Origin of the sequence: Streptomyces katrae, from assembly GCF_000717655.1 — a bacterium.
GTDB lineage: Bacteria > Actinomycetota > Actinomycetes > Streptomycetales > Streptomycetaceae > Streptomyces > Streptomyces katrae_B.
Genome location: NZ_JNZY01000004.1, coordinates 110,881 through 129,821 on the forward strand (window position 1 = coordinate 110,881; position 18,941 = coordinate 129,821).

The 18,941-nt window shown below is 73.4% G+C and carries 14 protein-coding genes; all 14 read right to left on the reverse strand.

The features are described 5' to 3' along the window. Positions 1-23: 23 nt before the first annotated feature. Entirely contained in the window at positions 24-2,090 is a 2,067-nt protein-coding gene (locus IF09_RS0106905; RefSeq protein ID WP_051832156.1) for a SpoIIE family protein phosphatase, read from the reverse strand. Between the two features lie 44 nt (positions 2,091-2,134). Beyond that, the gene (locus tag IF09_RS0106910) at positions 2,135-5,380 is read right to left on the reverse strand and encodes a patatin-like phospholipase family protein (RefSeq protein WP_030292979.1); all 3,246 of its coding nucleotides are present in this window, start codon (positions 5,378-5,380) and stop codon (positions 2,135-2,137) included. A gap of 133 nt (positions 5,381-5,513) precedes the next feature. Beyond that, the gene (locus IF09_RS44470; RefSeq protein WP_106975000.1) at positions 5,514-5,702 is read right to left on the reverse strand and encodes a BTAD domain-containing putative transcriptional regulator; all 189 of its coding nucleotides are present in this window, start codon (positions 5,700-5,702) and stop codon (positions 5,514-5,516) included. A gap of 6 nt (positions 5,703-5,708) precedes the next feature. Next, positions 5,709-7,703 (reverse strand): DNA helicase RecQ, encoded by a 1,995-nt coding sequence (gene recQ, locus IF09_RS0106920; RefSeq protein WP_030292981.1) that lies wholly within the window; start codon positions 7,701-7,703, stop codon positions 5,709-5,711. A 70-nt stretch (positions 7,704-7,773) separates the two neighbouring features. Beyond that, on the reverse strand, positions 7,774-8,958 hold the full coding sequence (locus IF09_RS0106925) for an acyltransferase family protein (protein ID WP_051832157.1): 1,185 nt from the start codon (positions 8,956-8,958) through the stop codon (positions 7,774-7,776). Positions 8,959-9,104: 146 nt separating this feature from the next. After that, positions 9,105-9,617, reverse strand: a complete 513-nt coding sequence (locus tag IF09_RS0106930; protein ID WP_030292984.1) for an O-acetyl-ADP-ribose deacetylase — start codon at positions 9,615-9,617, stop codon at positions 9,105-9,107. Continuing rightward, complete coding sequence (locus IF09_RS0106935) at positions 9,617-11,035, reverse strand: phytoene desaturase family protein (RefSeq protein WP_030292985.1); 1,419 nt, start codon at positions 11,033-11,035, stop codon at positions 9,617-9,619. Before IF09_RS0106935 ends, IF09_RS0106930 begins: the two co-directional genes overlap by 1 nt. Positions 11,036-11,123: 88 nt before the next feature. Further along, positions 11,124-11,948: an inositol monophosphatase family protein gene (locus tag IF09_RS0106940; protein ID WP_030292987.1), complete on the reverse strand. Its 825-nt coding sequence runs from the start codon at positions 11,946-11,948 to the stop codon at positions 11,124-11,126. Between the two features lie 102 nt (positions 11,949-12,050). Then, entirely contained in the window at positions 12,051-13,550 is a 1,500-nt protein-coding gene (locus IF09_RS0106945; protein ID WP_030292989.1) for an NCS1 family nucleobase:cation symporter-1, read from the reverse strand. 264 nt (positions 13,551-13,814) lie between these two features. After that, the gene (locus tag IF09_RS0106950; RefSeq protein ID WP_030292990.1) at positions 13,815-14,711 is read right to left on the reverse strand and encodes a branched-chain amino acid aminotransferase; all 897 of its coding nucleotides are present in this window, start codon (positions 14,709-14,711) and stop codon (positions 13,815-13,817) included. Further along, complete coding sequence (locus IF09_RS0106955) at positions 14,708-15,991, reverse strand: ATP-grasp domain-containing protein (RefSeq protein ID WP_030292991.1); 1,284 nt, start codon at positions 15,989-15,991, stop codon at positions 14,708-14,710. Before IF09_RS0106955 ends, IF09_RS0106950 begins: the two co-directional genes overlap by 4 nt. Further along, positions 15,988-16,959, reverse strand: coding sequence for a DMT family transporter (locus IF09_RS0106960; protein WP_078613099.1), 972 nt, complete (start codon positions 16,957-16,959; stop codon positions 15,988-15,990). The genes IF09_RS0106955 and IF09_RS0106960 overlap by 4 nt, the downstream gene beginning before the upstream one ends. Positions 16,960-16,968: 9 nt before the next feature. Next, positions 16,969-18,249, reverse strand: coding sequence for a DUF6421 family protein (locus IF09_RS0106965; RefSeq protein WP_051832178.1), 1,281 nt, complete (start codon positions 18,247-18,249; stop codon positions 16,969-16,971). Further along, positions 18,246-18,836: a bacilysin biosynthesis protein BacA gene (locus IF09_RS0106970; RefSeq protein ID WP_199920409.1), complete on the reverse strand. Its 591-nt coding sequence runs from the start codon at positions 18,834-18,836 to the stop codon at positions 18,246-18,248. The genes IF09_RS0106965 and IF09_RS0106970 overlap by 4 nt, the downstream gene beginning before the upstream one ends. Positions 18,837-18,941: the final 105 nt, after the last annotated feature.

The window sequence follows — 18,941 nt, forward strand, 5'->3', positions numbered from 1 at the left end:
GCTCCGGCCGGGCCGGCAGCCGGTCAGCGGGGCCGGGAGGCCGCCGTACGGGCGAGCAGGACCGCCACGTCGTCCTGCGGGGCCCCCTGCAGCAGGCGCGCCAGGATCCCGTCGCACAGCCGGTCCAGCGGCTGCCCGGCGTCGCGCAGCGCCCGTCCCAGCTGGGCCATGCCCTGGTCGAGGTCGCGGTCGCGGGCCTCGATGAGCCCGTCGGTGTACAGGACGAGCAGGCTCCCGGGCGGCAGGGCGACCTCCTCGGTGCGGAACTCCTGCCCGCCCGTGCCCAGCGGGGTGCCGGGAGGGCCGTCGAGGAAGGTGACCTCCCCGGCGGCCGTGGCCACGGCGGGCGGCGGGTGGCCGGCGCGGGCGATGGTGCAGCCGCCGGTGGCCGGGTCGTGGACGGCGTAGACGCACGTCGCCATCTCGTCCTCGCCGAGGTCGGCGACCGCGGCGTCGAGCGAGCGCAGCAGCCGGGTCGGGGAGACGTCGTGGCGGGCGAGGGTGCGTACGGCCGTGCGCAGCTGCCCCATGACGGCGGCGGCGTGGATCCCGTGGCCCATGACGTCCCCGATGACCAGGCCGGTGCGGCCGCCGGGCAGCTGGATCACGTCGAACCAGTCGCCGCCGACGTCGTGGTCGCTGGCCGGCAGGTAGCGGCCGGTGAGTTCGAGGCCGGTGACCTCGGGCAGGGCGCTGTTGCTGAGGCTGCGCTGGAGGGTCAGGGCGGCCCGCCGCTGGTTGGTGTACATGCGGGCGTTGTCGATGTTGAGGGCCGCGCGGGCGACCACCTCGTCGAGGAGTACGCAGTCCTGCTCGTCGAAGGGCTCGCGGCCGCGCACCCGTGTCACGGTGACCGCGCCGAGCACGGTGCCGCGGGCGACGAGCGGGATCAGCCGGGCGGAGCCGAGGGTGGAGAGGTAGTCGCGCAGTTCCGTGGCGCGCGGGTCGGGGAGCAGCGCGTGCACGTCGGACACGTACAGGTTCATGGGCCGCCCGTCGGCGATGACTTGCTCGTAGACGGATTCCGCGGGGATCTGGAAGGTCTGGCCGGGCGCCAGCCGGGCGGTGGGGGCGGCCGGGTCGGGGAACTCGACCGCGATGCGGCGCAGCACGCCCTGGTGGGTGGCCGCGGCGTCATCGGGCGCGAGGACGGCCTCCAGCAGCTGTACGTCGGCCGAGTCGGCCAGCTGGGGTACGAGGACCTGCACGATCTCCCGGGCGGTCTGGTCCAGGTCGAGGGTGGTGCCGATGCGGGTGCCGGCCTCGGCGAGGACGGCGAAGCGGCGGCGGGCCCGCTCGGCGTCGACCTGGGCCTGCTGGCTGTCGGTGATGTCGATGAGGGAGGCGATCACGCCGAGCGGGCGGCCGGACCCGTCGAGGAGCGGCGCGTAGGAACAGGACCAGGTGTGGTCGTGCTCGGGGTCGGCCGGGGTGCGGCCGGTGCGGCGGACGTCGACGACGGCGGTGCGCCGGTCCATGACCTGCTGCATCGTCGCTTCGAGCGCGACGGCGTTGACGCCGGGCACGACCTCGGTGAGCCGTTTGCCGAGGTGACCGGCGGCGGAGACGCCGTTCATCCGGGCCAGTGCGTCGTTGACGCGCAGGAAGCGCAGGTCGGGGCCGAGGGTGGCGAGGCCGATGGGCGACTGGGTGAAGAGGCTCTGGAGGGCGGCGAGCGAGTCCCGCATGCGCAGGACCTCGGAGGTCTCCACGGCGATCAGCATGGCCCCCGTCCGGCCCTGCGGGTCGATGGCGGGGACGATCCACATCTCCATCGTGACGCGGTGTCCGTCGCGGTGGCGCACGGGGAGGGTGCCGACCACCGTCTCACCCGCCTGGACGCGCCGGGTCAGGTCGTCGGCGAGCTCGTGGTTGGTCTCGGGGACGAGTACGGAGGTGCCGGGGAGGCCGAGGATGTCCTCGGGGCGGTGGCCGAGCAGGTCCTGGGCGGCGAGCGACCATTCGACGATGAATCCGTCGGCGTCCTCCCGCCACAGGGCGATCGGCAGCAGCTCTCGGAGCACACCGGCGTACCCGACAGCCGCGGCCGGCTGATCCGGGACCTCGCTCGTCGACTGGTATGTGTCCACCGCACCGACCTCACCCCGGGGGGCCTGATTCCTACCGATTCACCCTATCCGAGCGATCGGCGCGGGGCGCTGCGTCGGCCGGTGTAGAGGCCCGCGGCCCCGGACCGGGCCAGGGGCTCCCGCGGGTACAGCCACGGAAGGACGAAGGTGATCCAGGAGAGGACGGCGTAGAGGATGAGGGCGGCCCACCAGCCGCCGAGCCCGGGGCGGCCGAACTGGACGAGGCCGGCGATCACTCCCGCGGCCGCGGCGGCCCCGGGCAGCAGCGCCCACCGGTCCGTGCCGACGTACAGCACGGCCGCGGCGGCGAGGGCGAACGCGGCCCCGACGATCAGGGTGCGGGCGCCGTCGCCCACGTCCGGGGTGTGCAGGCCGCGCAGCTGCCACAGGGCGACGGGCGGTCCCGCCAGCGCGACCAGGAGGGCGGGGACGCGCAGCGGGGCGGGCCGGATCCGCTGGCGGACGAGTGCCGCCAGGGCGACCATGGCGTACAGACAGACCGGGACGTGGCCCAGGAGCGAGGACCAGTGGCCGGTGGAGAAGGCGATGCCCGTCCACAGCAGCACGGCCGCGCACAGGGCCGGTACGGGTGCCAGCACCCCGACCAGCACCGGGAGGCAGACCAGGGGTTTCAGCACGCCGAGGAGGCCCTGTACCAGGCGGGCCCCGGCCCGGCCCGTGGGCTGGAGGGCCTGCCAGGCGACGAGCCCGGTGCGCAGGGCCGCCCGCCGCGGATCCCGTGCCCGGAGCAGCCGGCCCGCGTCCTCGGCGCCGATCTCGCGGAAGGACGTCAGGGCTGCGTCGAACGCGGCCCGTGTGGGCAGGCCCGGCGGGTTCGGCGGGGACTCCGGGGGCAGGTTGCCGCCGCGGAAGCCCTTGCGGTGCAGTTCGGCGAGGAGCGGCAGTTCCTCGTGCAGGACCTCGTGCTGGCGGACCGCGGTGAGCACGTCCCGTACCCGGTCCCAGGGGGCCACGTCCGGCCGGGCGGTGACGTCCTGCGCCCAGAGCTCCGTGAACGGCGGGCCGAGTGCCATCTCCCCGGCGATCTCCTCGCCGAGGGCCGTGAGGTCCGCGGGGTCCCCGAAGGCGTCGTGGAGGCGCTCGTCGGTGGCGACGACCGACACGAGGGCGGCGGCCCCGTCGAGCCGGCCCCAGGTCCAGTCGCTCATCCGCCGACGGGCGCTGAGGAGCGTGGTGAGGCCGTTCGGCCGATTGCCGCTGAGCTTGGCGCCGACGAGGTCCTGCGGGGAGTCCGGGGCCACGTGCGGCAGCACCGTGCGCGTGGCCCAACTGGGCTCGGCCGCCGAGACGGTGTGGAAGCCGATGTCGGCGCCGTCGGCGAGCGGATCGGGGCGCAGCGGGCCGAGCAGCACCTCGGCGTACGCCAGCGCCTCGCCCATCGGCGGGCCGGCGCCGCGGGCGGCCGCGTGGAGCGCCTCGTAGCCGTCGACGTCGGGGCTCAGGTCCAGGCCGATCTCCTGGCCCAGGTCCGCCAGCCGCTCCCACAGGTGGCCGAAGCCCTCCGGGACCGCCGCAGGACCGGTCGCGGGGACCTCGGGCAGGGAGCCGGCGCAGACCGCCGTCGCCAGGTTCGCCGTCCAGGTCTCCCAGTGCGCGGGCGCGGCCCCGGGCGAGGGCACGGGCGGCATGAGGGCGCCCAGCAGGCGGGTCGCCTCGCCGTACGGGGCGGTGGGATCGGTGGGCATCAGCCCCGGGGACAGGGCGGCCCGGTAGCGGCCGAGCAGCAGCCGGTCCCGGGCGGCGGTCAGGGCGGCGACGGCGGAGCGGCAGGCGAGGAGCCGTGTCCGGTACGCCTCCACCAGCTCTTCGTACACCGGACCGGCACCGGACTCGTAGGCCGTCAGCCAGTCCATGAGCAGCCGTACGGTACGCGCGAAGGCCAGCGGCGAGTACCCCGGGCCGGGCAGTGTGCCGGGCCCCACCGCCAGGCCGTCCGCCGCCCGGCGCAGCCGGGCGAAGAGGGCCGCCGAGCCCTCCGCGGCGCTCCCGTCCAGCGCCTGCAGCGGCCCCGGGCCCGCGGGCAGCGGCAGCTCGTCCGGGCCGGTCGCCTCCGCCGGGTCCGCCAGCAGCCGGATCAGGCGCTGCGCCTCCGCCCGGCCGACCGCGCGGGCGTACGGGTCAAGCCGGGCCATCGCCGCGTGGTACAGCTCGGTGAGGGTCGGGGGCAGCACGGCGAGGACGGCCCGCTGCTGCTCGGCCTCGGCCTCGGCGGCCCGCAGTCCCAGGGCGTCCTCGCGCAGGGACTCCGAGCCGGCCTTCACGGCCAGGGACTTCGCGGCCGTCCGCACCAGCCGGGTGACGCCCCGGCTGCCGCCCGGCTCGGGAGGCGGCGGGAACGGGGGCACCGGCCGGAGGAACAGCAGCCGGCGGTCGGCCTTGCGGGCCACCGGGGCCCCGGCGGCCGCCCGTACGGCCCAGGCGACGGGAATGTTCTCCAGCAGCCCGCCGTCCACGAGTTCGGCGCAGCCGTTCAGGTCCTCGTCGGGGTGGCCGCTCTCGCTGCTGACACCGCGCATGTCCACCCGGGGCGGGTCCTCGAAGGGCTGGGCGCCGTTCCCGACGTACACCCGGCCCGGTTCGACGGCTCCCGGGAACGAGGCGGAGGTCCGCGCCGCGTACGCCAGCCGGTCCAGCGCCGTCTCCCGGGCCGCGCCCGTGACGTCGTCGGGGAAGTCCGTCAGGGCGCCGCGGTGCCGGAAGCGGAACCAGGCCTGGGAGCGCCCGACCGGAAGCGGCCGTCCGAGGGCGGGCCGGACCAGGTCCCGGCGCGGCCGCAGCCGGGTGGCCGTCAGGACGAGCTGCAGCGAGGCGGGCGCCCGCCGGTCCTGCGGGGCCTCGTCGACGAGCCGGCCCAGCGCACCGCGCAGCTCCCTGTAGAGGACCTCGTCGCCCCGCATCAGCGAGGCCGGCACGTGGAAGGGTGTGGAGCGGCGCAGCAGTCCTTCGAGGTCGCCCAGGCGCAGCCACAGGTCCCGTACGCCCCGGCCGAAGGGCATCCCGTACACGAGGTGGCAGGCCAGCAGGACGCCGTTGATCCCCCCGGCGCCGGTTCCGACGAGGACGTCGATGTCGACGTCCTCGTATCCGCACGAGTCCAGCAGCCCTGCGTAGACGCCCGCTTCCGGGGCGGGCTGCCGCCCGGCCGCCGCCCGGAGCGCCGCCGTCTCGCAACAGGCCCCGCCCGTCCATACGGCGCAACTGACCCCGCCGCGCATCGCGAGGGCCAGCCGCAGTTCCGTACTGCGCCGGCCGGGCCGGTCGTCGCTCATGCCACCAGCTTGGCCCTGGATCAGGCGCGGCGCACGCGGGCGGCCACCACCTCGCGGGTGCGGGTGGCGGAGCGGCACAAGTTGCGTGTCACGCCGGAGAGTTCATGCCCCGCCTCCACGCCGGGTTCGCGTTTCACGAGGTCGCGGTACGTGTCGTAGGTGCGCGCATCGCCCCGATCAGGTTGCCCTGCGCCAAGTGGGCCTCGATCAGGGCCCGCTGGGCGCTTTCGCGCAGCGGTTCGGCGCTCACCGCGACCAGCGCGGACTCCACTGCTCCGGCGTGGCGGCCGACGCGGGCCGGTTCACGGCTCAGCGCCTCCAGCCCGGGCTACTCCCAGTCGTCCCAGGGCGGGTCCGTCTCGTCGAAGTCGAAAGGCGGTTCCTCGTCGGCGTGCGGGGCTGCGGGCTCCGGCGCCGCCGCCCGGGGCGGGGGCGGGGACGACGGGGCCGCGGTGGCACCGGTCTGGGCCAGGGTTTCGAGGATCCCCTCGGCGTACTTGGCGAGCTTCGCCTCGCCGACGCCGGTGATCGTGCCCAGCTCCTCGGCGGTGGCGGGCAGCCGGGTCGCGATCTCCCGCAGCGTCGCGTCGTGGAAGACCACGTACGCCGGCACGCCCTGCTCCTTCGCCGTCGCGCCCCGCCAGGCGCGCAGGGCCTCGAAGACCGGCACGGCCGCCGCCGGCAGGTCGGCCGGGACCCGCCCGGCCTTCCCGGAGCCGGAGCCCGAGCCGGAGGACTTGCGGGACGCCGGGGCCGGCGCCGCCTCCTTGCGCATCGGCACGCTGCGGCGGCCGCCCAGCACCTCGCCGCTGGCGTCCGTGAGCACCAGCGTCCCGTAGTCCCCCTCGACCGCCAGCAGCCCCGAGGCCAGCAGCTGGCGTACGACCCCGCGCCATTCCGCGGTGCTCAGATCCGCCCCGACCCCGAAGACCGACAGGGCGTCGTGGTCGAACTGGATGACCTTGGCCGTCTTCTTGCCCTGGAGGATGTCGATGATCTGGCCGGCGCCGAACTTCTGCCGGCGCTCCTTGGCCAGCCGCCACACCGTGGACAGCAGCTTCTGCGCCGCGACCGTGCCGTCCCAGGACTCGGCCGGCGTCAGGCACGTGTCGCAGTTGCCGCACGGCCCGGCGGCCGCCTGCCCGAAGTACGCCAGCAGCCGCACCCGGCGGCACTCGACCGTCTCGCACAGCGCGAGCATCGCATCGAGGTGCGCGGCCAGCGAGCGGCGGTGCGTCTCGTCGCCCTCGGAGCCGTCGATCATCTTGCGCTGCTGCACCACGTCCTGGAGGCCGTACGCGAGCCAGGCCGTGGCCGGCTCGCCGTCACGGCCGGCGCGACCGGTCTCCTGGTAGTAGCCCTCGACCGACTTGGGCAGGTCCAAGTGCGCCACGAAGCGCACGTCCGGCTTGTCGATGCCCATGCCGAACGCGATCGTGGCCACCACCACGACGCCGTCCTCCCGCAGGAAGCGCGCCTGGTTCGCCGCGCGCGTACGGGCGTCCATGCCCGCGTGGTACGCGACCGCGTCGATGCCGTTCTCCACCAGGAACGCGGCCGTCTTTTCCACGGAGGCGCGCGAGAGGCAGTAGACGACCCCGGCGTCCCCGTCGTGCTCGGAGCGGATCAGCTCCAGCAGCTGCCGCGTCGGGTTGTTCTTGGGAGCGATCCGGTACTGGATGTTCGGCCGGTCGAAGCTGGCGACGAAGTGCCGGGCGTCCCCCTCCGCCAGGCCCAGCCGGGCCGCGATCTCGGCGTGCGTGGCCTCGGTCGCCGTCGCGGTCAGCGCGATCCGCGGCACCTTGGGCCAGCGCTCGTGCAGCATGGACAGCGCGAGGTAGTCGGGCCGGAAGTCGTGGCCCCACTGGGCGACGCAGTGCGCCTCGTCGATCGCGAAGAGGGACACCGTGCCCCGGTCGAGCAGCCGCTGCGTGCCCTCGGTGCGCAGCCTCTCGGGGGCCAGGTAGAGGAGGTCCAGCTCGCCGGCGAGGAAGGCCTGCTCGACGGCCTGCCGCTCGTACGGGTCCTGCGTCGAGTTGAGGAACCCTGCCCGCACCCCGAGGGCGGTCAGGGCGTCCACCTGGTCCTGCATGAGCGCGATCAGCGGCGAGATCACCACGCCCGTACCGTCTCTGACCAGCGCCGGAATCTGGTAGCAGAGCGATTTGCCGCCGCCGGTCGGCATCAGCACCAGCGCGTCGCCACCACCGGCCACGTGCTCGATGATCTGCTGCTGCTCACCGCGGAAGGAGTCGTATCCGAAGACGCGGTGCAGCACCTGCAGGGCATCGGGGGTCTCGGTGGGCGCGTCGACAAGGCTCATCCCAGAAGCCTAGCGACCTCCACCGACACCCCCGGCCACTTCCGCCGGAAGCCCCGAGGTCCGACGGGGATTACCGGGGCGCCGGGGCGATCAGGCGCCGCAGCAGGGGGAGGAGGGGCCGTTCCACCAGGCGGTACAGCAGCCCGGCGATCAGCATCGCGCCCGCGACCACCCCGAGCAGGGTCGGCCAGGCGCCCCACTGCTCGTTCCAGCGCCAGATCACCCGTACGCCCAGCGACTGGTGCACGAGGTAGAGCGGGTAGGAGATGGCACCCGCGACCGGAAGCCAGCGCCACTGGATCCCGTCGAGCTTGCCGAGGGCGATCAGGCCCATCAGCAGGTACATCGCGGTGATCGCGGCGAGGCAGACCTTCCAGTTGATGCCGTGCCCCTCCCCCTCCATGATCGCCGGGAGCCGGTTCTGCATCAGCAGCCAGGACAGCGCCAGGATGCCCAGGGTCTCGCCCTCGAGCCGGCCGGCCCGGCGGATCAGGTAGAAGGCCGTGCCGGCGATGAAGAAGGGCGCCCACTCGGGCACCAGGAGCTGGTCCAGCAGCTTGATGCCGGACGCCGGCGCCAGGACCGAGCCCAGCGCCCAGAGCCAGCAGAAGTTCGCGACCCGGCGGTGGCTGGTGCCCACCAGGACGACCAGCGAGAAGATCAGGTAGAAACGCAGCTCGACCCAGAGCGTCCAGTAGACGTTGTCGATGCCGTCCACGCCGAGGGGTTCCTGCAGCATCGTCAGGTTGGTGAGCATCCGGCCGACGGTCACCCTCTGCTCACCGGGGGTGTGCGGGCCCAGACGGGCGACCGCGGAGGAAAGCACGACCGCCGCCCAGTAGAGCGGGAAAAGCCGCAGGATGCGGCCCTGCCAGAACTGCTGGAGCGACTTGCCCCAGGCGGACATGCAGATGACGAACCCGCTGATCATGAAGAAGAAGACCACGCCCAGCCAGCCGAATTCTGCGGCCTTGTGCAGCGTGGGAAAGAGCTCGACCGCCGTCCGCTGCCAGGGAATCTTTCCCGACCCGGCGAGGTAGTGGAACAGGACGACCGACAGTGCCGCGAGCAGCCGCAGGCCGTCCAGCACGGCTATGCGCGGCGCCCGCGCGGACCCGGCCTCACCGGTGGCCCGCCCTGCTCCGCCACCCCTCGACCACTGCGTCCGGCGGAGCCGGACGGGCTCGGGCGCTGCGTCCGGAGCCTGGGTGGGCGCCGGGACGCGGTCCTCGGTGAGGACGGGCCTGTCGTACATGACACCTCGGGAAGTCCTGCGGTGTCCGCGAACACCGATCCGGTTCGGGCCATGGAGCCCCGGTGATGGTATCGACGCTGCGCCCTTGGGCACCCGGGGTCCGCCCGGCAGGCCTGCCGGGCGCGGTACGTCGCAACCGTGTGCGGTCAGGGGAGGCGGCGGGCGAACGCCTCGTAGGCGGACTCGTCGAAGAGGACGAAGCGGACCTCCTCCACGGGCGGCGCCGCGGCTGCGCGGGCCGTTTCCACTGCGATCCGGGCGCCGTCGTCCATCGGCCAGCCGAAGATGCCGGTCGAGATCGCCGGGAAGGCGACCGTACGGGCCCCCAGCTCGGCCGCGACCCGCAGGGACTCGCGGTAGCAGGAGGCCAGCAGCTCCGAGCGGTCCTCCTCCCGGGACCAGACCGGGCCCACCGTGTGGATCACCCAGTCGGCCGGGAGCCGGCCCGCCGTCGTGGCCACGGCCCGGCCCGTCGGGAGGCCCTTGCCGTACCGGGAGGCGCGCAGCGCCCGGCAGGCGTCCAGGATCTCGGGGCCGCCACGCCGGTGGACGGCGCCGTCCACGCCCCCGCCGCCGAGCAGCGAGGAGTTCGCCGCGTTGACGATCGCGTCCGCCTGCTCGGCGGTGATGTCGCCCTGGACGAGGGTGATGCGCACCATCAGGAGGCCTTTCGCAGGTGGCGCCACACCGCCTTGGCCGCGTTGTGCCCGGACATGCCGTGCACGCCGGGGCCGGGAGGGGTTGCCGAGGAGCAGAGGAAGACGGCCGGGTGGGCCGTCGTGTACGGGAACAGGGACAGCTTGGGCCGCAGCAGCAGCTGGATCCCGGAGGCTGCGCCGCAGGCGATGTCGCCGCCGATGTAGTTGGGGTTGCGGGCGGCCAGTTCCGGCGGGCCGGCGGTGGCGCGGGCCAGCACCAGGTCACGGAAGCCGGGGGCGAAGCGCTCGATCTGGCGCTCCACGGCGTCGGTGAGGTTGCCGCCCCAGCCGGCGGGGACGTGCCCGTACGCCCAGAACACGTGCTTGCCCTCGGGCGCCCGGCCGGGGTCGGCCAGGCTGGGCTGGGCGGTGATCAGGAAGGGGTTGCGGGGGGCGCGCCCGCCCGTGGCGAGCTGGAGGGCGGCGTCGATGTCGCGGGCGCGCGGGCCGATCTGGACGGTGCCGGCCCGGCGCGGCGCCTCGGCGGTCCAGGGCACGGGGCCGGACAGGGCGTAGTCGATCTTGAACACGCCGGCGCCGTACTTGTACCCGTCGTACACGCGCCCCAGCCGGGCGATCCGGGCCAGCGCGGTCGGCGAGGTGTCGAAGACGTACGCCCGGGCCGGCGGCAGGTCGTCGAGGCGTTTGACCTCGAAGCCGGTGTGGATCGTGCCGCCGAGGTCGCGCAGGTATCCGGCGAGGGCGTCCGGGACCGCCTGTGCGCCGCCGCGCGGCATCGGCCAGCCGTTGGCGTGTGCGGCCAGGGCGAAGACCAGGCCGACGGCGCTCGTGGCGATCCCGCCCAGCGGGGCGATGACGTGCGCGACGAGCCCGGCGAGCAGCGCCCGCGCCGGCTCGTCCTGGAAGCGGTTCAGCAGCCAGGTGGAGGGCGGCAGTCCGGCGAGTCCGAAGCGGGCCAGGGTGACGGGGTCCCGGGGCAGGGCGGTCGACGGCAGGGACATGAAGTCCCGGGCGAGGGTGTCCCACTTGCCGAGGAACGGCTGCACCAGCCGCCGGTAAGTGCCCGCATCGCGCGGCCCGAGGGAGGCCGCCGTCTCGGAGACGGAGCGGGAGAGCACGGCTGCCGTGCCGTCGTCGAACGGGTGCGCCATGGGCAGCGGGGCGTGCAGCCACTCCAGGCCGTACCGCTTCAGCGGCATGGTGGCGAACACCGGCGAGCCGATGCCGAGCGGGTGCACGGCCGAGCAGGGGTCGTGCCGGAAGCCCGGGAGGGTGAGCTCCTCGGTACGGGCCCCGCCGCCGACCGTCTCCGCGGCCTCGAACACGGCCACCGAGAAGCCGCGCCGGGCCAGCTCGACGGCGGCCGTCAGCCCGTTGGGCCCCGCCCCCACCACGACCACATCGAGAATCGACGGCACCTTGAGACTCCTTCGTCCGGCGGCGGCTGCGCCTCCAGGATATTCGGCCCGTCCAGCAGGGCCCCGGCCTCGGCCCGGTCGGACCGTGTTACGCCCCGCGCAGCAGGTCGCGGATCCGTGCGGTCGTGGCCTCGTCGCGCCCCACGGCGAACGGCAGCTCGTTGTCCCGGTCCACCCGGAAGGGGACCCCAGCGACGGTGCTCTGCGCGCCGCCCGCCTCGGCGACCAGCAGCAGGCCGGCCGCGTGGTCCCACGCCGAGGGCCAGGTGAAGGCGAGGCCGTCCATCTCGCCGCGGGCCACCTTCAGGTACTCCAGGCCGGCGGAGCCGCAGGGCCGGGCGGCGACCCCGGGCACGTCGAGGCGGGCCAGGGTCCGCTTGTCCTGGTCGGAGGTGTACAGCGGGTGGGCCATGGCGACGCGCAGCGCGGCGCCCGGCTCCGGCGAACCGCTGTGGATCCGCTCGCCGTTGACGTAGGCACCCTGCCCGCGCACGGCGGTCGCCAGCTCGTCCAGCGCCGGGGCGAAGGTCCAGGAGGCGAGGATCTCCCCGCGGTGGGCCAGGGCCACCAGGGTGCAGAAGGCCGGGTCGCCGGCGACGAACTGCCGGGTGCCGTCGACGGGGTCGACGATCCAGACGGGCGCGTCGGCGCGCAGCGCCCCGTACACGGTCGGGTCGGCGTGCACGGCCTCCTCGCCGACCACGGCGGAGCCCGGCAGCAGGTGCGTCAGCGACGCCGTGAGGTGCTCCTCGGCCTTGCGGTCGGCGACGGTCACCAGGTCGTGCGGACCGCTCTTCTGGTCCACCTCGTGCTCGGCGAGCTGCCGGAATCTCGGCATGATCTCGACCGCCGCCGCCTTGCGGACCGCTTCTTCCACTGCGGACAGGTCTTGGGCCAGGAACTCTTCGATCATGCCCCCATCACACCACGCCCGGCTGACAAACCCCACCGACAATCGGCGTCCGCCGGCTGGACTCCGGGTGGACTCCGGGTGCCCCGGCCAAGGGCCGGGGCGTCAGTGGTCGGGGTGTTCCCTGGGTGTGAGGGCCGTGTACAGGAGGAAGGACGAGGCCACGCCCACCGCCCAGCCGTAGTCCGCGAGCGGCTTCAGGAGAGGGATCAGGCCTTCCTCGGGGAAGGGTCCCTTGCCGGGGGCGGAGTGGGAGCCGCCGATGGCCAGCACCCCGCCGACCGCGAAGGCCGCCAGCGCCCGGAAGTTCCAGCCGCCCGTGTACCAGTACGGCCCGCCCTCCCGGTACAGGTCGGGCAGCGCGAGCCGGGTGCGCCGCACGATCCAGTAGTCCGCGATGAGGATGCCGGCGACCGTGCCGAGCAGGCCGCCGACCAGGCCGAGCCAGGTGAAGATGTACAGCTCGGGGGTGGAGGTCAGCTTCCACGGCATGATCAGTACGCCGACCACGCCCGTGATCAGCGCACCCCTGCGGAAGTTGATCAGGCGGGGGGCCAGGTTGGCCAGGTCGTACGCCGGGGAGACGACGTTGGCCGCGATGTTCACCGAGATCGTCGCCACGAGCACCGTGACCAGGGCGTACAGCAGGCCGAAGGCGCTGTCCGCCTTGGCGGCCAGCTCCACCGGGTCCCAGATCGGGGTCCCGTACACCGCCTCCGAGCCGGAGGTGACGAATACCGACAGCAGTGCGAAGAGGGTCATCGTCGTCGGCAGCCCCAGCGTCTGTCCGAGGATCTGGGAGCGCTGGCCGGCACCGAAGCGGGTGAAGTCCGGGATGTTGAGCGAGAGCGTGGACCAGAAGGCGATCATTCCCATCAGCGACGGGAAGAAGACCGGCCAGAAGTCCTCGCCCCAGCCGAGCTTGGACGGCTGGTCGAGCAGCTCGCCGAACCCGCCCGCCTTCACCCCGATCCACACCAGCAGCACGAGCGCGCCGACGATGACGAAGGGCGCGGCCCAGTTCTCGAAGCGCCGCAGGGTCTCCATACCGCGGTAGATGATGGCGAGTTCGAGGGCCCAGAAGAGGACGAAGCACAACCACAGCGGCCAGGGCTGCCCGGCGATCTTCTCCGCCCCCGCCCAGCCCCCGAAGATCTCGCCGAGCAGGACGTAGATCCCGGACCCGCCGATCCAGGTCTGGATCCCGAACCAGGCGCAGGCCACGGCGGCCCGGATCAGCGCGGCCAGATTGGCCCCGCGCACCCCGAACGAGGCCCGGGCCAGCACCGGGAACGGGATCCCGTACTTGGGGCCGGCGTGCCCGGTCAGCAGCATCGGCACCAGCACGATGAGGTTGGCCAGCGCGATGGTGAAGACGGCCTGCTTCCAGTCCATCCCCAGGGCCACCAGCCCGGAGGCGAGCAGCCAGGAGGGGATGTTGTGCGCCATGCCGACCCACAGGGCCGTGAAGTTGTACGTCGTCCAGCGCCTGGCCTCGACGGGTACGGGCAGCAGGTCGGGATTGGCGAAGCGGCCGTCGGAGGGGACCTCGCCGGGAGCGAGCTCGACGCGGTCCGCGGTGTCACCGATCGTGTGGTCCGGCATGTGCGCACGCCCCTTCGGGTCGGTGGGGATCCGGGTCACGCGCCCCCGCGGTGGCGGTAGTCATACCCCCGGCGGGGCTTGGTGTATCCGGGCCCGTGCGCCCTCGAGTGTGGCCCATGCAGGTCCGCGCGCCGCGTTTTGGCACGCCGCTCTCGTCGAGGACGCACCGCACGAAGGTGATCGTGACCGGACGGGGACGCGGCGCGCGCCGCTCGGCGGCGGGTTCGCCGGGGCCGGACGTTGCCCGGCCGGCCCCGGCAGCACTCAGCGGAGGGCGGTGGCCCGGTTCGCCGAGTGGACCAGCTCGGTGTACGCCTCCATCAGGGCGGTCGTCGTCCTGCCCACCCGGTACTCGTGCGCGTCGATCGACCGGACGGGCTGCACCTCGTAGGCGGTGCCCGTGAGGAAGCACTCGTCGAACCCGCCCAGCTCCTCGGGCCGGACATGACGTTCGACGACGCGGATTCCGGCCTCGCGCGCGAGATCGAGCACGGTCGCCCGGGTGATGCCCGCGAGGAAGCAGTCCGCGGTGGGGGTGTGCAGTTCGTCCCCCGCCACGAGGAAGAGGTTGGCTCCCGTGGCCTCCGCAACGAGTCCCCGGTAGTCCAGGAGCAGCGCGTCGTCGAAGCCGGCGGCGTCGGCGGCGTCCCGTGCCAGGGTGCAGATGTTGTACAGGCTGGCCGCTTTGGCCCGGACGGGCGCGGTGTCCGGCGCCGGGCGCCGCCAGCGCGAGGTCCCCAGCCGGATGCCGCTGTTCCTGGCCTCGGCCGAGAAGACGTGCGGCCACTCCCAGGTGGCGATCGCGACATGGACGGAGGTGCCCGCACCGGCCACGCTGATCTGCTCGCTGCCCCGCCACGCCACCGGCCGGACGTAGCCGTCGCCGATGCCCTGCCGGGCGACGAGTCCGAGCGTCGCCTCGTCCAGCTCGGCGACGGAGAAGGGGATGCCGAAGCCCAGTTCACGCGCCGACGCGTGCAGCCGCTGCGAGTGCTCGGTCAGTTTGAAGACGTGACCGTCGTAGACGCGTTCTCCTTCGAAGACGCCGCCGCCGTAGTGGAGACCGTGGCTGAGCACGTGCAGGCGGGCGTCCCGCCAGGGGACGAACCGGCCGTCCAGCCAGATGTGACCGTCACGGTCGTCGAGAGCCGGTGCGGTCACTGGGCGCCCTCCACCGGTGTGTATTCGATGCGGACGATCTCCTCGATGGTGCGGTGGAACGCCTCGGCGTCCTCGGTGGAAGGGTGGTGGGAGAGGACGAACGCCGGATAGCCGGTGAACTCGGGGTAGGGCCGTACGACGTCACCCGGATGCAGCATCTGGACGATGTGGTCCACCCGGGGGTCCGCGGCCAGTTCGTCCAGGCCGTGGAGGGCGGTGATCCGTCCGGAGCCGCCGCAGGGCACGATGTAGTTGGCGGCCGCACCGGTCGCCCGGGCCGGCTGCGCCGGCGGTCCGGGCAGGGGGGCGGGGCCGAGCCCGGCGGCGACGCGCAGGGCGTCCGCGGCCAGATCGGCTCCGGTGACGTGTTCGGCGATGTAGTGGGAGACGCCGGAGCCGCCGATGCGGGCGCCGAGTTCCAGCAGGTAGGGACGCTCGCCGCCGCGCAGCCGCAGTTCGGTGTGGGTCGGCCCGTCGGTCACCCCGAGGGCGCGGTGGGCGGCGACGACCTCGCGCACCACGGCCTCCTGGACGTGGGGCGGGAGCGCGGCCGGGGCCCGGTAGACGCCCTCTTCGAAGTGCGGGCCGGCCGGCTCGCCCTTGTAGCCGATGGACAGCACCTGGACCCCGCCGCGGTGTGCGAGGGACTCCACGGCGAATTCCGGGCCGTCCAGGTACTCCTCGACGACGAGCCCCGCGACGTGGTTCAGACCGTTCCGGCAGACCTCCCACACCTCGTCCACCACGGCGGCGAGCTGCTCCGGGCTGTCGGCCCTGGTCACGCCGAGGCTGGAGAAGCCGTTGGCCGGCTTGACCACCACCGGGAACGTGAGGCGGGTGGCGTCGGTCCGCGCGCCCGGGTCGTCCACGGTGAGGAAGCCGGGTACGTTCAGGCCCGCTTCGGCCAGCCGGCGGCGCATGATCCGCTTGTCCTGCACGGCCCGGGCCGTCTCGCGGCCCAGACCCGGAAGGCCGAGGGCCTCTGCCACGTCGGCGACGAAGGGCACCGCGGGGTCGTAGAGCGTCGTGATGCCGTCGAACGGGGCGCTCTCGTGGCGTTGCTTCAGGACGCTGAGGGCCTTGGCCGGATCCCCCTCCACGTCCAGGGGGAGCAGTTCCACCACGGCGGGCGGCAGACGGTCCGGGGAGAGGGACTCGTCGGGGCGCGGGACCAGGACGATGTCGATCCCGGCCCGTTGCGCGCCCTCGAAGATCCAGGGCAGCGACGTGCGCTGGTAGACGAGGACGACGGTGGGGCGTGGGGGGTGTGGCTCTGTCACGATGTGCTTCTTTCGGTCTGGGGCGGGCTCAGGGGCCGGTCTTCCTCCGTGGCCGGCACGCGGACCGGGGCGACGGTCATCCACACGCCCGCCGAGCAGAGTGCGAGGAAGAGGACCGAGGCGGGGCCGGGAGCCTCCGCCTCACCCCACGCCCACTCCCCCAGGCGCACCAGGAACGGCACCACCAGTGCGACGGAGGAGGTGAACAGGGGGCCCTTGCGAAGGATCAGTTCATGGGAGATGACGAAGACGGGCGCCGTCAGTACCGCGCCCAGCACGGCGACCCCGGCCCACTGGGCGGCGCTGATGTCGCCCAGCGAGACCCATACGGCCGCGGCCGCCCCGAGCATGACCGTGCCCGCGCCGGTGACCGCCGGAAGGGCGGCCAGCGGCGGGACGTCGGCCATGTGCTTGCGGTAGACGTAGCCGTACAGGGCGTACGCGAACGTGCCGGCGAGGGCGAAGAGGCCCCCGGCGACGAGTACTCCGGTTCCGGCGCCGGCCCGCGCCGGGCCGTCTTCCAGCGCGTAGCCGAGGGCCGCCGCGACGGCGAGCAGCGTTCCCAGGACCCGGCGGGTGCCCGCCCGTTCCCGGAAGGCCACGATGCCGATCACGAAGGTGATGCAGGGGAGGAGGGACACCACGAGGCCGACGCGGGAGGCACCCATCCGGTCGATGCCCAGCAGGGTGCCCGTGTAGTAGGCGAAGAAGCCCAGGAACGCGAGCAGCACCACGGCCCCGCGGCGGCCGCCGGTGACCCGGATCGCCGTCCATGTCCGGGGCCGCAGCGCGGAGATCGCGCTGATGACGACGAAGCTCGCCCCGGTGCGGCCGGCCGCCACCGCGAGCGGCGGGGTGTCGCTGACCAGCTTGCCGGAGACCACCCATCCCGTCGCCAGCAGCAGCACCATCAGGCAGGACAGGGCAGGGGTGCCGAGGACGCCCCTCCCACGACGCTCACCGCTCATGGCGCAGACTCACCACTCCGCGTCCGCGAACCGCAGCGGCGGCAGCCCGGCCAGCGTCTGCTTGGCCCGCAGCAGGACGCTCTGGTCCTCGGTGAAGCGGAACCGCTGCTTCGCCTCGCCCGCGGGCAGGTACGCGCGGACGAGTTCCCTGGCCTCGGCCCGGTACTCGTCGTCGGTGCGTACGTGGTCCTCGAGCCGCTCGACGGTGGCGACGTACTCACGCAGGGCGTGGAGGGTCTTGTCCCAGTCCAGGTGGAGCAGGCCGCCGGCCTCGGGCGACCCGGTCAGCGCGTCGTGGGCGCGCAGCCAGGAGTAGAGGAAGACCCCGGTGCCCGAGTCGAAGTTGCGCGTCGCGTCGTCGGCCTGCGGGTACCGGAAGACGCGCTCCAGCAGGATCATGGCGATCTGTTCCCGCGCGAACGGGACCCCGCCGTCCGCGCAGGCGAGGACGGTCTTGGCGTCGACCTTGGTCTCCTCCAGGAGCCCGACGAACCAGTTCATCTTCAGAGTGATGTGCTGGTCGAACGGCCAGCGGCCCTGGTAGTGCATGGAGTCGTGCAGATATCCCCAGATCGCACGGGCCTCGAAGCAGACCTCCGGAGCCAGGCCGGACGAGGCCCGCGGTACGGATTCGGCGGTGAGGACCGCCTCGGCTCCCGGCAGGGCGTAGGTCTCGTGGATCTTCCGCATCTTGTTGTAGAAGAACATCGCGTACGGCTGCTCTCCGACCTTGTCGGAGGCGGCCACGTTCTCGGGGAAGAACACGATGCAGTTGCCGTGCGCGAACCCGTGGCTGCCCGCGACGAGCACCAGGGACTGGCAGTTGTTCTTGGGGTGCGGGAAGGACGTGGCCAGCTGCGGCAGCGCGTCGGGTTCCTTGCGCAGTGCGAAGAAGCAGTCCAGGCGCTTGCCGACGGGCGGCACGCTGTTGGTGGTCTGCGCGGGAGCCAGGAAGAACACGTGCTCACCGTCCACGGGCGGCTCGAGCGCGTCCCGGGAGCGGGCGAAGTCGGGCGCGGAGTCCAGGCCCGCGGCGATCCAGCCGTCCACGTCCGCCACGAGGGCTTCGGCCTGGCGGGCCCGCCCGTTACGGGCGTACCAGGCGGTTGCCTCGTCGCGGATCTCGGCGAGCAGTTCACGATCGGCTGCCTGAGGGGCCGTCACCGTGCCGTCGTCGGCCTGGCGGAGGCGGAACCGGTTGACCTTGGGGATGAGGGATCCGGTGAGGTCCTTCGCCTCGTTGCGCGAGGCGGCACCGATCGGGGCACTCGTCGGGGCACTGGTCGTCACAGCGCTGCTCCCGCGGTGTCCGGCCGCGCGCACGCTGCGAGCACCTGGTGGATGGTGAAGACCATGGGCACCGGGCCGAAGTCCCTGAGGACGCGCATCCCGTGCCGCTCGGCCGCGACGATCGTGGTGATGCAGCCCTCGCTCAGGCCGGCGGCGCAGTCGATGGCCGCCTGGGAATTGCTGAGCACCAGCCGGGACTCGGCCTGCGGCGGGACCAGTCCCACCGGGGCGGGGTGCGTGGAGACGGTCAGCGGAGCGTCCGTTCCCGTGCTGGCCAGGACCATGTTGTGCGTCGGCATGATGAAGCTGTCGACCATGTGCAGCCGGTGCAGGTTGCCGAAGGTCAGGGTGTGCAACGCCGGATAGACGGCGCAGGCCGCGAGCGCGTGCTCTCCGTCGTCGGGCACCGCTTCGAGGGCTTCCTCGAGCGACGCGTGGAGTGCTACCTCCCCCGCGACCCCCCGGCGGCGCAGCCATTCATGGGCGGCGGCTTCGAGGTTCGTCCCCTGCGGGCCGAGCGTGTGGACGTAGCGGATGCCGTCCGTGCCTAAGCCCGTGCGGTGGCGGGGCTCGGTGGCTGTACTCAAGTTTCCTCCCGGAAGCGTCCCGGGCAACCACCCGGGAACGGATCACTCGTCTGAGTGATCAAACATCCAGGCGCTCTCGAGTACAAAGCAATTGTCGTGCGCTTC